This is a genomic window from Gluconacetobacter entanii, assembly GCF_003206495.1.
GTDB classification, from domain to species: Bacteria; Pseudomonadota; Alphaproteobacteria; order Acetobacterales; family Acetobacteraceae; genus Novacetimonas; species Novacetimonas entanii.
Genome location: NZ_NKUF01000035.1, coordinates 1 through 13162, shown reverse-complemented (window position 1 = coordinate 13162; position 13162 = coordinate 1). Strand labels below are relative to the sequence as shown.

Genomic DNA, 13162 nt, shown 5'->3' with positions numbered 1-13162 from the left:
CCGGAATATATCGGGGAAGCATTTGCGCGTGATGATACCGCCGGAAAATCATTTCTCCTGCAGGGCTCTGACTTGGGAGATCAGGTCGTAATCCTCCTCATAAATCTTACGGATGCGATAGATCTGATCGACATTGAGGGGAGGTAGATCGTCCTGTGTCCTGTTGGCGTGGGGAATGTAGTTCGGGGTGTATTTCTTCATGAACTGCCGTATGCGGTCCATATCCTCCATCATGAACAGGTGATCGACGGCAATCCTGCCATTGCGGTCCGTAAGGTACCATTTCTGTTTGCGGAAAATATGATCGATGTCATAGGGACGGCGTGCCTCACCAATATGGTCGAGGGCGTCATCAATGCAGCGGAAATTCATGTATTGCTGCCGAAAGCTTGCTGTCACGCGCCTGTCGCTGCTTCCGCCCATGCGCGCATATCGATAAGCGGACAGGAAGCGTTGTAACGGATCACGCAGAATGGCAAAGGATGGATATTGCCGCATATTCCACATGCGATTGTGAAAGTAACGGATTGTTTCGTGTCCGATTTCCAAGTCATAGAGCGTTCGGGAAATGGAGGTTCCCGCGTTCTTGGGGATATGAATGAACAGCAGTCCGCACTGGCGGATTTTCTTCATACGCTTCCTGCGCTTGGGACCGGGGGGATAGGGGATGTGCAGTTCCGCAAGACGTTCATGCAGGTCACTGGACATTTTGACACCAACGACCGGCTGCAGAAGGGTTTGCATGCAATCTCTATTCCCATGAAACTGGATCCGGAGGATACCGGGCAATCATGCAGAAAAAAAGATTACATTGTGCAACGAATGGAAACAGGTTGCGTCAATCCGTGCCCCACATATCCGCGCGGGAATATGTCGGAAGGCATGAATGAAATACCAGCATATCGGGACATCTGATCTGCCGGGCCTCGTCGCTTTTCCCGATCCCCCGGAGTGGCAGCCTGTTTTTTCCATCCTGACATATCCCAGGCCGGGATGGAAAATCATTCAGTGAAGATGGGTAATTACGGTCACTCCGGCATTTTTATTTTTGCAGATGTTATTTCATGTTTTTTTGCATCTGCATTTCCGAACACGGTAAATGTGCAGAGCCCGTCAGAAGACCGGTTTACATTGGAGCAGTTGCTGCCAATGTATTTCTTGTTGTCATCATCAAGATCATTGTAATCTATGTTGTAGGAAATGCTTGTCCTTATTCCTCCCGATGAAGGGGATATGTCTATCGGGGTGAAACGGCATGTCCGCAAACTTTGATTGAGATCACAATGTATCTTTCCTGTCCCGATTTCAGTTGTGCTAAAGGTGCTTGCATATTTGTAAACAAAGATTCCAAAAACAGAAAATAATATCGCAAAAAACAAAATATTTGATGTAAAACCTAGTGCTCTTTTCAGCATGTCATGCCCTGTGCATTATATCCCGTCCACTTCATGATAGCATGCCTGAATGTCACTATACCACACCGGAAATAGTTTTTATTTTCATGAATATTATCTACAGGAAACATGTGCCGTTCAGTCATTCATGATCTTGACAGTGCCATCGGGGTTTCGTGTCACGGGATCGACCCTGATGATGGCGTCAGAGGGAAGGGTCCCATAGAAATGTGGAAACAACTGACCCGCGCGGGAGGGTTCCCACCGCAGGGCGGCGCCGAGACCTTTCTGGTCGATTGCGGCAAGCATCAGGCCGGACTGCCCCTTGAAATACAGATCGACCGTGGCGGTCACCTGGGCGGCCGTGGACATGTGAATGAAACCATCGACGATATCGAGCGCAGAGCCGGAGAATTTCTTCTCTCGCATAAGGACGTCATATTCAGGTGCCGTCAGGATTTTATATACAATCTCTTTTGTCATGGATATTTCTGATCCGGTTCGGGGTGATTGCAGACGTTCATGCAATAAGTCATCAACATATGTGTCGTGGATGATTAAAATAATATCAGGTTTATGGATAGGCCAAATAAAACCATGCACCACAAGGTGACAAGAACCATTCTTCTCTTTATGACGTTTCTTGACAGGAGGGAAATGAGCGGGTCATGAAACTCCCTGAACGTTCTTTTGTCTTTTTCCCGGTACAAACCATTATTTTCGCAGATCCCCACGGATTCCATCAGGACAAGACGGAATGCGCCAAGTTCGTCCTCCTTGTACAAAGTTTCCCTGTTGATGGAGATCGTCTTTGGACCGCATCGCAGTACGCGCATAACGAATAAAAGATATTTATTAATGCCAAGATACTGCGAAGCTTCCACCGGCGAGAGAATGGTTTTTCGGGGAAAACGTATCAGGCCTGTCATATCATCTTGAAACGAAGTCATCCGAAGCTTCTTTCCTTCATGGTGGGAGGGATGTACAGGTCCGCCTGATGTCTCGGGTCTGGCCATCATTCTATATCGACTATGGCTTCGGTCTCAATCGAAAGGCCATACATATGTGGCGGAAGGGCGTTGCGATCGTCTGATATTGACCCGGGGTAGGGGCAGAAGTTGCGGATGGCCGGGATGTCGCAACGTGTTGTGGTTGCGCGGTGCACATGTTCTTCCCGGTCATCTGTCTCGACAGCGATCGCTATTTTCCTGATGCTGTATAAGGTTTAGAAATGCCTTCTTTTGCAACTGAAGGCTATAGGTGAAGAAGGCATGAAACAGTCCCTCCATTCCGGTTCCGACAGCGCACTGTCGCGGCTTGCGCCCACCATGGCGCTGACCGAAGGGCAGGAAGCACTGAAGGCGGAGGTACTGTCTTTCTGCCGCGCCCACCGGACGGATGACCATGCGCTGTTCATCATCGAAGGTGACGCGGGTACCGGCAAGAGCCTGCTGCTCAATACCCTGTTTACCGCCCTCCAGCATGCGGCACGGGGGCGTGATGGCCATGATCCCCTGCATGGCAGCCATAATTTCCTGCTGGTGAACCATCCGGAAATGATAAAGCTGTATCGCAATATTTCCGAAACACAGACCGCCCTGCGCAAAAAGGATTTTGAACGTCCGACAACCTTCATAAATCAGGTCAACGCGGGCGGCAGGCGTGCTGACATCGTGCTGGTGGATGAGGCACACCTGCTGCTGACCCGCCGCGATCCGTATAACCGTTTCCATCAGGACAACCAGTTGGAGGAGATCATCCGTCACGCGCATGTAGTGGTGATCGTGTTCGATGCCCGTCAGGTCCTAAAATTCAAGAGCCTGTGGGATGATGCGTCCCTTGCGCGACTGGTATCCGGCTTCCCCGTCGTGACCCGCAGGCTGGAACATCAGTTCCGCATGCATGCCCATGCCGATGTCATGGACTGGATACGTGCACTGCGTGACGGCGTCCTGTGTCCGCTGCCCGCGCCCCAGGCGTTCGATTTCCGGATTTTCGACGATGCACAGGCCATGTACGAAGCCATCAGGCAGCGTAATGCGCAATACGGCCTGTGCCGCATGCTGGCGACCTACGATTATCCCTATACCCTGAACGGGCAGGATCATTTCATTACGGAGGGACGTTTTCACCTGCGCTGGGACCGGGCCATGCCACAGGCGCGCCTGCCATGGGCGGAACGGCCCGATACGATTGATGAGGTGGGATCGGTCTATACCATTCAGGGATTTGACCTCAATTACGCCGGCGTCATCCTGGGACCGTCCGTCACCTATGATCGTGCGACGGACCGGATCGTGATCGACCCGTCACGGTACGAGGACCGGGCCGCCTTTACCGGTCGTGACGGTGTGGAAAACCCGCACGAGGTCATGGCGCGGATCATCCTCAATTCGATCAATGTCCTCATGACCCGGGGAGTGAGGGGTCTGTATATCTATGCCAGCGATCCCAACCTGCATGCCCGTCTGGCGCAGTTGTGGAAAGAGCGGCAGGCGGGAGGCAACACCCGGCCCGCCGCATGATATGGCATAAAACCTGACTTTTATATATCCCCGCAATATTAGCGTTTCGGTTCGGCCTGCATGACAAAGTGCAGTTCACCGCCCTTGAGGATATCTTCATGCCGCAGGTGCAACAGGTCCTGTGGCCTGCCGTTGAGCGTCACGGACGCGACATAGGGATGGGCCGCATCCAGACCGGTAGCCACCATGGTGAAGGTCCGGCCATTGGGCAGGTGAAGCACCGCCTGCGGCACAAAGGGACGGCCAATGGTGTATTCATTGCTGCCCGGCGCGATGGGGTAGAAGCCCAGCGCGGTAAACAGGTACCATGCCGATGCCTGTCCCAGGTCATCATTGCCCGCCAGCCCGTCGGGACGGGCATTGTACTGGCTGTCCATGATCTGCCGCAGCCTCTGCTGCGTCTTCCATGGCGCCCCGGCGTAATCATAAAGATAGGCGATATGGTGGCTCGGTTCGTTCCCGTGTGCATACCAGCCGATAAGTCCGCTGATATCCTCGACATTTTTAAACCGCGCCGGATCAACCTTCGTATCGAACAGTTCGTCGAGCTTGGCCGTGAATTTCTCGGCACCCCCAACCGTCGCGATCAGGCCGGGGACGTCCTGTGGCACGTACCACAGATACTGCCATGCATTGCCTTCGGTATAATCACTGCCATAGGCGGCCGCCCCGGGATCAAAGGGAGTGTGGAATTCCCCCGTGCTCAGCCGTGCGCGCATGAACCCGGTCTGCGGGTCCCACTCATTGCGCCAGTTGCGGGCGCGTTTTTCAAAGGTCTCGGCAATGCCGGTCCGGCCCATCGCACGCGCCATCCGCGCAAGGGACCAGTCGTCATAGGCATATTCCAGCGTCTTTGACCCGGCCTCCGCCTCGCGGTCGATCGGGACATAGCCCAGCTTCATGTAATCCGTCAGGTCGCCATAGACGGGTGATGTCGCGGATGCCACCATCGCATCAAGTGCGGCATTCGCATCAAACCCCCGCACCCCCGCCAGGTAGGCGTCCGCGATGATCGGCACGGCGTGGTAGCCGGTCATGCACCATGTCTCCAGCCCCAGATATGACCAGATCGGCAGCACGCCCACGGGACTGGCCTGCTGTGCCGCGACGAGGGAACGCACGAACTGCGAACTCATGTCCGGACGCAGCAAAGCCATGAGTGGCTGCTGCGCGCGATAGACATCCCATGTGGACCATGTGGAGTAAAAACCGAAGCCCTGCGCCCTGTGCATTTCCTGATCCGGGCCGCGATATTCGCCGTTGGCATCCATGCTCAGCGTGGGGGCAAGCATCGCATGGTACAGCGCGGTATAGAATTGCGTGCGCTGGTCCGCCGTGCCGGAAACATCAATGACCGAAAGCGCGTGGTTCCATGCCGTCGTGGCGTCGGCGCGGCGGGCATCGAAATCCCAGCCCTGTCCCCCGGCGTCGAGATTGGCGATGGCGTTCGTCTCGCTGATGGGGGACATCGCCACCTTTACCCCGAGTGGCGCGGAAAGGTTGCCGAAATCGAACACCGCCTCCACCGCGCGGCCCGTCTCGACATTCGGGTCCATCGGCGCGTTCCCCGGTCCACGAAACCCGTGATAGGTCAGGTTGGTCTCGTGGTTATAGAGCATGTGCGCACTCATCGGGCGCGAAAAGCGCATCGCAAAGCACGTCGTCCGGCCGGGCGCCCAGCCACGTGTCATGCGACAGCCTGAAACCGTGCCATCCGCCCGTACGCGCAGGCGTGTCCACAAGACCTTGCCCGGATAGTCGTAGATGCTCGGCCGCAGGTCCAGAAGCACATGCGCGGGCCTGTCCGCAGGGAAGGTGTAGCGATGCCACGCCACGCGCTGTCCGGCCGTCAGTTCGGCGCGGACGCCATAATCATCCAGCGTCACGGCATAATAACCGGGATGTTCCTCCTCGCTGCCATGGCTGAAGCGTGAGCGGTAGCCGCTTTCAGGCTTTGCGGGATCGCCCGGTTCCATCCTGACATCGCCAGAGATGGGCATCAGCAGCCAGTCGCCAAGGTCGGAATGTCCCGCGCCGGAGAAATGGGTCTGGGAAAAGCCCATGATGGTCGGGTCATTATATTGATACCCGCCCGCCCAGTCATAGGCATGGTGGAATTCCGGCATCGCGGTATCGGGGGAAGGCTGGACCATGCCGAACGGGACGCTTGCCCCCGGAAACGTATGTCCCGGCCCGCCCGTGCCGATGCGTGGATCCACCATGTCGGCAGGCTGTGTCGCGGCTTTTGTGCTGGCATGTCCGTCTTCCGGCAGGAACGTGGTGGAAACCACCAGCATGATGGAAAAGCCATACAGGAGTGGGCGACGCGTCATAAAGGAATTCCGGCCTGGATGTGGAATGTTTCGGATGGGCAAGTTTCGCATGCCATGACGGATGTGTCATCCCGGTGATGACGGCACGAACACGGACAGGCCATCACGCGGCATATGGTGCCGGGTCACTCCGCCGGGGCCGGTCCTCCCGCAATGGCGAAGGCATGGATGCGGGTCAGGGCAGGGACGGGGTACTGATGGAAATCAGGGAAGGAGCGGAAAGCATATTCCCGGACAAGCCCTGAATGAAACGCATAACACCTTGTCCCCAAACGAAGTTTCACGAGATCTTGAGCATGAAAAGCTTTGTTAAGCGATGATGACTATATATGTTCGTATATAGACAAATCACAGCAGACCCCTGTCATCCGCCATGGGCAATACCTGCATATGGCGTGGAATCCAGGCTCGTGTCGGGGCGGGCAGGTGTGTTGCTGACAGAAAAATCGGGAGGTTACCGTAAGGCCATGCAGTACCAGACGATAAATCCGTACACCGAGGAAACGCTGAAGACCTTCGACATGCATTCGGATGCGCAGCTTGCGAAGATCATCACCACGGCTGACACCACCTATACGAACAACTGGCGCAAGAAGAGCTATGCAGAACGCAGCGCCATCCTGCACAGGGCCGCGGAAATCATGCGGCATAATCGCGATGCATTCGCGACCCCCATTACTGTTGAAATGGGCAAGCTGTTCCGCGAGGCACAGGCGGAAGTGGACCTCAGCGCCGACATCCTTGATTATTATGCCGACAATGCCGAAAAATTCCTTGCCCCCGTTGACCTGAAGGTTGATGACGGCAAGGCCACGATCCTCAGCCAGCCAATCGGCATCGTGTTTTGCATCGAGCCGTGGAACTTCCCCTATTACCAGTTGGCGCGCGTTGCCGGGCCGAACCTGATGGCGGGGAACGTGCTGATCGTGAAACATGCGCCCGGCGTGCCGCAGTGCGCCGTCATGTTCGAGGAACTGTTCGCCGATGCCGGTGCGCCCGAAGGCACCTATTCAAATGTCTTCATCACGAATGAACAGTCGGCCACGGTTGTTGCGGACCCGCGCGTACGTGGCGTAGCCCTGACCGGGAGCGAGCGTGCGGGCAAGGCCGTCGCCGCAGAGGCGGGAAGTGCCCTGAAAAAGAACACGATGGAACTTGGCGGCAGTGACGCCTTCATCGTGCTGGATGATGCGAACCTTGATGTTGCGGTCAAATGGGCCGTCTGGGGCCGGATGAACAATACGGGGCAGTGCTGTGTCGCGGCCAAGCGCTTCATCGTCCATGAAAAGATCGCCGATGCCTTTACCGCCCGCTTCAAGGCGGAGCTTGAAAAACTGGTCGATGGCAACCCGATGGATGAAAAGACGACGCTTGGGCCGCTCTGCAGCGAAAGCGCGCTGAAGCTTGTGCTGGGCCAGATTGAAAGCGCGGTCGAACATGGCGCGCGGATTGTCACTGGCGGCAAGCGTATTGCACGTCCCGGATACTTCCTGCAGGCCACCATCCTTGAAAACATCACCAGGGACAACCCGGCGTTCCATCAGGAATTCTTCGCGCCGGTGGCCATGATTTTCCGTGTGCCGGACGAACAGGCCGCCATCGACCTTGCCAATGATTCCCCTTACGGGCTTGGCGGTTCCGTCATCACGACGGATATCGAACGTGGCAAGCGCGTGGCCAGCCAGATCGAAACGGGGATGGTCTTCATCAACCGCTCCACCTGGACGGCGCCGGGCCTGCCGTTTGGGGGTGTCAAGAATTCCGGCTATGGCCGCGAACTGTCCTCGCTGGGGATCGAGGAGTTCATCAACAAGAAACTGGTTCACGCCCCTGCATAAGTGGACCCCGTCCTGAACGGACAGGACCTGCGGATAAAAAAACCTCCCACGGCGGACACCGTGGGAGGTTTTTGTCTTTTTGCCGAAAACGGCAGCAGGGCGGTGGCGTCATGGCCCCCGCCCGGATGACCGCATCAGAACGGTGCGTCGATATCGACGATGTTGATCAGCTTGTGGTTGACGAATTCCTTGATGCCAAGGCCAACGAGTTCACGTCCGTAGCCGGAGCGCGCAACACCGCCAAACGGCAGGTCGGCCTTGGGGACGAGGGGATGGTTGATGAACACCATGCCGGTGCGGATGGCCTGCGCCACGCGCATGCCGCGTGCCTCGTCGCGCGTAAAGACCGAACCGCCCAGGCCATAGGGGGAGTCATTGGCGATGCGGATGGCATCGGCATCGTCCTTCGCCCGGTAGATCTGGGTGACGGGACCAAAGAACTCCCAGTGGCGGGCCTCGTTCTTTTCGTCAAGGTTCGACATCAGCAGCGGCTGGAAGAAGGCGCCCTTTTCGGGGACCGGCGCGCCGATGACCTCGACCTTCGCGCCATGCTCCACCGCCCGCTTGACCTGTTCGCGCAGGTCGTCTGCCGCCCCCTGGGAAGACAGCGGGGCGAGCGTCGTGGCCGGATCCATCGGATCGCCCGCTTTCAGCGCCGCGACACCTTCCTTGTAAATGGCGAGGAACCTGTCATAGATGGCGTCGGCGACGATCAGGCGCTTGGCCGAAACGCAGACCTGTCCGGCATTCCAGTGGCGACCGATAACCGCCCAGCGGGCCGCCTTTTCCACGTCGGCATCGTCCAGCACGACGAACGCGTCGGCACCGCCCAGTTCCATGGTCGCCTTCTTCAGCGCCTTGCCCGCGGTACCGGCGATCACGGTGCCCGCGCCTTCGGACCCCGTCAGGGCGACACCGCACACGCGCGGGTCGTTCAGGATCATGGCAGTGTGGGGGCGCGCCGCATACAGGTTGCGGAACAGGCCCTTCGGCAGGCCGGCTTCAAGCATCAGTTCCTCGCACGATGCTGCGCACTGCGGCAGGTTGGACGCATGCTTGAGCAGCACGGCATTACCGGCCGAAAGCTGCGGCGCGATGATGCGCACCACCTGATAGAACGGGAAGTTCCACGGCTCGATCGCCAGCACGATGCCCAGCGGCTCATGCACCAGAACGGGCCGGCCTTCGGCGGGGTCGGCAACGGGCAGGATTTCGGGCTTCAGCAGTTCTTCGGCATATTTCGCATAATATTCGAGGATTTCCGCCGAAAGGATGACTTCCAGCTTCGACTCTTCAAACAGCTTGCCCATTTCCAGCGTGCCGAGGCGGGCATATTTGTCGATGTCACGACGCAGGATGGCGGCGGCGGCATTCATGACCTTCGCACGTTCGGCAAAGGACGTGTTGCGCCAGCTTTCAAAGGCGGCATGTGCTTCCGACAGCGCGGCCTGCACCTGTGCATCCGTAGCGTCGGGGAAGGTGGCGACGACTTCGCCTGTATAGGGATTGGTAGTTGCGTAGGCCATTTTGATCCTTGTTCTCTATTATCAATTCATTGCGCCGGCATGTAAGGCCGGGCCGCACATCCCGGTCAGGTCCTGCCGTGGTCTTTCAACTGCTGCACCATATCGCTGATGCCCTCCACCCCGATATCACAGGCGGACGCGCGTCGGCACGCCTGGGGTTTCAGGGAATGCCTCCGCCCTGTTCATAACGGCATCGCTCCGCTCATCTTCCGTCCCATCGGTCAGGTTCCGCACACGCTTGTGCATACTGCGGCACTTTGGCACGCTTTTGCGTCCGGTGCACCTGCAGCAGGGTTGGGAAATGCCATCGGGCGGGCAGGGGGAATGGTCAAGACGGTATTTTGCCATGATTTCATGGCCGATCAACGGTCGGGCTGCTGCCGCCGAACCGCCTTTATTGACCTGGGGCAGTCAGGCCATGGGCTGTGTCATGATGTCCCCCATGATATTTCCAACCAGATGCGTGACGCGCGAAAGCTGCCGGGTGCGGTCATGCACCAGCGCCAGCGTCAGGTGCGGCATGTCCGACCCAATGAGCGGCACGAAGGCCACGTCCCCGCGCATCACTTCGGACATGACGTCAAGGGAACTCAGGAAACAGATCCCCACGCCCGCCGTGACAAGGGAAATGATCATCTGCACATTATTCGCCCGCGCCGCAACCATGGGGGTCATCCGCCCGCCCTCGACAAGCCGTGTGAACATGGAGGCCAGTGCGAGTGGCTGTTCCGGTGCGATCATGGGGCAGGCGGCACAGTCCGCCAGCCTGACGGCGGCATGCCGCGCAAGGGGATGGCCGGGCCGGCAGGCGAACCCAAGGGGGAAGGACAGCCGCCGGACCACGACAAGGTCGCGTGTTTCCTCCGGATCCAGCACGAGGGCAAGGTCCCCGTCGCCAGAGAGCAGGGTGGGACAGATCCGCCTGTTGTCGCGGATGTTGATGTTGAGCACCACACCGGGATGGCTGCGTTTCATGCGCGCGACAAGTTCGGGCAGGAAGGCGCGCGACATGGCCTCGGGTGCCAGCAGGTCCACCTGTCCACGGCGGATCCCCTTCAGGTCGTCGATCTGGCGGGTAAGGTCGTCAAGATCCTTGGTCCAGCGCCGCGCGCATCCATACAGCAGTTCACCCGCCGCCGTCAGGCGCATACCGGTCGGCAGGCGTTCGAAAAGAGGGGTCTGGAGTTGCTTTTCCCCCAGCAGGATATGCCGGTTGATGGCGGAGCCTGCGATATGGAGGTCCTCTGCCGCCTTTCGGATGGATTTATGGCGCGCAACGGCCAGAAAATAGAGAAGGAAGCGGGAGAACGGCTGCATGCGTGCTGATTTTGAGAATGGTAAATGATCAATTATGATATATCTGAGATCGCGCTGGTTGTGAAATGATCTTTTCCGAAAGCCGCCGGATGGAGTCCGGCCCTGTTCAGGAGAACCCGCCGTGACCACGACCACCCATCCGCGCCCGACCCCCGCCCATGTCCTGCCTCGCAACATGACGTTCGATGTCGATGACTGGAATATCCTTGCCCGGTGTTGGTATCCGGTCGCCCTTGTGCGCGACCTCGGGGAACAGCCGATGGGTGTGACGCTGCTCGACGCGCCGCTGGTGATCTACCGTGCGGGGGACAGCGTCGTGATCGCCGATGACCTGTGTCCCCACCGTGGTGTCCCGCTCAGCATGGGAAAGGGCGACGGCACGACGATCGCCTGTGCGTATCACGGGTTCCGTTTTGGCGGGCAGGGAAAGTGCGTCAGGGTGCCCGCCCATCCCGACAGCGCCATTCCGTCAAAGCTGAACCTGCGTACCTATCCCGCGGTCGAACGCTATGGCCTGATCTGGACCTGCCTGCGGCCGGAGGGCGATGCCCCCGTCATTCCGCCGATGCCGCACTGGGACGATCCCGCCTTCCAGCAGATCAACTGCCCGTGGATCGACATCGCCGGTTTCGCCGGACGGCAGGTGGAGGGGTTCATTGACGTCGCCCATTTCGCCTTTGTCCATACCGATACGTTCGCCGACCCGGAAAACCCCGTCGTGCCGCCTTACAAGACCCGCGTGACGCCGGATGGGTTCGAAGCCGAATATCGCAGCAGCGTCGGCAACTACCCCATTGGCAAGAGCGACCGGGGACGTCCGGGGTTTGAATGGCTGCGGCACTTCCGTGTGCATGTGCCCTTTACCGCGACACTGGAAATCCACTTTCCCGATAATGGCCGCCTGGTGATCATGAATGCGGCATCGCCCGTATCAGCGCGAAAGACACGGATGTTCGCCCCCATGTGCCGCAATTTCGACAAGGACCTGCCCCTGCAGGATGTGTACGATTTCAACCTGCGTGTTTTCGAGGAGGACCGTGCCCTGGTCGAAGCGCAGAAGCCGGAGAACCTGCCGCTCGACGTGACGCTGGAGGCGCATGTGATGGCGGACCGCAGTTCGATTGCCTATCGCCGCGCGCTGCGTACGATGGGACTGAGCCAGTTTTTCACGGCGTAAGGGAAGCTGTGCCCATGTCTTCGCTGTTTCCTGTCCTGGTCGAGGATGCCGCGCCCGAGGGGACGGACTGTGTGCGCCTGCGCCTGGTCGCGCGACCGGGTGGGGAGGGCCTGCCGTCTTTTGAACCGGGCGCGCATGTCGATGTCATGACGCCCTCTGGCCTGATCCGGCAGTATTCGCTGTGTGGCGCTGCCGAGGATCCTTCTGCCTATGAACTGTGCATCAGGCGTGATGCCGCGTCCCGTGGTGGGTCGGAATCACTCTGCACGCAGGTCTCGCGAGGGATGGAACTGCTGATCTCCGCGCCACGTAACGCGTTTTCATTGCCGGATGCACAACGCTACATGCTGGTGGGCGGCGGCATCGGGATTACACCCCTGCTGTCGATGATGAGGCGCCTGCAGGCTAACGGCGTGGACTGGGGGCTGTCCTATTACACGCGTGAGCCTGATCAGGCCCCGTTTCGCGACATGCTGCGCGCGTCGCCTTATCGGGAACATGTCCGCTTCAGCAGGAGCCTGAAGGACGGGTATCCCGATTTTCTGGAGATGCCTTCCCCCGATACGGCCATCATGCTGTGCGGGCCGGACGGGTTCATGGACGCCGTCTTTTCCCATGCGGTGGCGGCAGGGTGGCGTCCGGAGCAGATCCATACGGAATATTTCCGTCCCACGGAATCCACCCATGCGCTGTCGGATCGTCCGTTCGAGGTCGTGCTGGCGCGATCGGGACAGACGGTAACGGTCCCGGCGGGACAGAGCATCGCATCCGCCCTGCTTGCGGTGGGCATAGATGTAGACCTGTCGTGTGAACAGGGCATGTGCGGTGCATGTATCGTGCCATTGCTGGCCGGGGAGGGGGATCATCGCGATGTGGTACTGACAGAGGAGGAGCAGGGCAGCCATATCGCCCTGTGCTGCTCGCGCAGTCGCACGCCGTCACTGACGCTCGATGAGACTGTGTAGAATTTTGTGCGGTGGCACTTTTTCAGGCCATTGGGAAACGATCATCGAACATGATGGCGAGCTGGCATCTGACAGCATACCATTCGC

The 13162-nt window shown here is 58.5% G+C and carries 11 protein-coding genes; 4 read left to right on the top strand and 7 right to left on the bottom strand.

Annotated elements, in window-relative coordinates; all coding sequences use genetic code 11:
- Positions 1 to 48 precede the first annotated feature (48 nt).
- The 4 genes from CFR72_RS12690 to CFR72_RS12680 all read right to left on the bottom strand — a co-directional run bounded on the left by CFR72_RS12690 (position 49) and on the right by CFR72_RS12680 (position 2344).
- Entirely contained in the window at positions 49 to 744 is a 696-nt protein-coding gene (locus tag CFR72_RS12690; protein WP_110914296.1) for a sulfotransferase family 2 domain-containing protein, read from the bottom strand.
- Between the two features lie 284 nt (positions 745 to 1028).
- Positions 1029 to 1415 carry a hypothetical protein gene (locus CFR72_RS17275; RefSeq protein ID WP_146220732.1) on the bottom strand — a complete coding sequence of 129 codons (387 nt, stop codon included), beginning with the start codon at positions 1413 to 1415 and terminating at the stop codon, positions 1029 to 1031.
- Between the two features lie 117 nt (positions 1416 to 1532).
- A complete protein-coding gene (locus CFR72_RS12685) occupies positions 1533 to 1877 on the bottom strand; it encodes a DUF952 domain-containing protein (RefSeq protein ID WP_110914295.1) in 345 nt (114 codons plus the stop codon).
- Between the two features lie 74 nt (positions 1878 to 1951).
- Positions 1952 to 2344, bottom strand: a complete 393-nt coding sequence (locus CFR72_RS12680; RefSeq protein WP_110914294.1) for a hypothetical protein — start codon at positions 2342 to 2344, stop codon at positions 1952 to 1954.
- Between the two features lie 321 nt (positions 2345 to 2665).
- On the opposite strand from CFR72_RS12680, the gene CFR72_RS12675 reads away from it, so the two are divergent.
- Positions 2666 to 3919 carry a DUF2075 domain-containing protein gene (locus CFR72_RS12675; protein WP_110914293.1) on the top strand — a complete coding sequence of 418 codons (1254 nt, stop codon included), beginning with the start codon at positions 2666 to 2668 and terminating at the stop codon, positions 3917 to 3919.
- A 38-nt stretch (positions 3920 to 3957) separates the two neighbouring features.
- Here CFR72_RS12675 and CFR72_RS12670 read toward each other — a convergent pair whose 3' ends face one another.
- Positions 3958 to 6252 (bottom strand): GH92 family glycosyl hydrolase, encoded by a 2295-nt coding sequence (locus CFR72_RS12670; RefSeq protein ID WP_110914292.1) that lies wholly within the window; start codon positions 6250 to 6252, stop codon positions 3958 to 3960.
- Positions 6253 to 6719: 467 nt separating this feature from the next.
- On the opposite strand from CFR72_RS12670, the gene CFR72_RS12660 reads away from it, so the two are divergent.
- The gene (locus tag CFR72_RS12660) at positions 6720 to 8090 is read left to right on the top strand and encodes an NAD-dependent succinate-semialdehyde dehydrogenase (protein WP_110914290.1); all 1371 of its coding nucleotides are present in this window, start codon (positions 6720 to 6722) and stop codon (positions 8088 to 8090) included.
- A gap of 134 nt (positions 8091 to 8224) precedes the next feature.
- Here the strand turns inward: CFR72_RS12660 and CFR72_RS12655 are convergent, their stop codons facing one another.
- On the bottom strand, positions 8225 to 9616 hold the full coding sequence (locus CFR72_RS12655) for an NAD-dependent succinate-semialdehyde dehydrogenase (protein ID WP_110914289.1): 1392 nt from the start codon (positions 9614 to 9616) through the stop codon (positions 8225 to 8227).
- 411 nt (positions 9617 to 10027) lie between these two features.
- Positions 10028 to 10933, bottom strand: coding sequence for a LysR family transcriptional regulator (locus CFR72_RS12645; RefSeq protein WP_110914287.1), 906 nt, complete (start codon positions 10931 to 10933; stop codon positions 10028 to 10030).
- Positions 10934 to 11108: 175 nt separating this feature from the next.
- Between CFR72_RS12645 and CFR72_RS12640 the strand changes: the two genes are divergently transcribed.
- Together CFR72_RS12640 and CFR72_RS12635 are read left to right on the top strand one after the other, a co-directional pair.
- Positions 11109 to 12110: an aromatic ring-hydroxylating dioxygenase subunit alpha gene (locus tag CFR72_RS12640; protein ID WP_110914286.1), complete on the top strand. Its 1002-nt coding sequence runs from the start codon at positions 11109 to 11111 to the stop codon at positions 12108 to 12110.
- Positions 12111 to 12124: 14 nt separating this feature from the next.
- Positions 12125 to 13075, top strand: a complete 951-nt coding sequence (locus tag CFR72_RS12635) for a PDR/VanB family oxidoreductase (protein ID WP_110914285.1) — start codon at positions 12125 to 12127, stop codon at positions 13073 to 13075.
- The last annotated feature ends 87 nt before the right edge of the window (positions 13076 to 13162 follow it).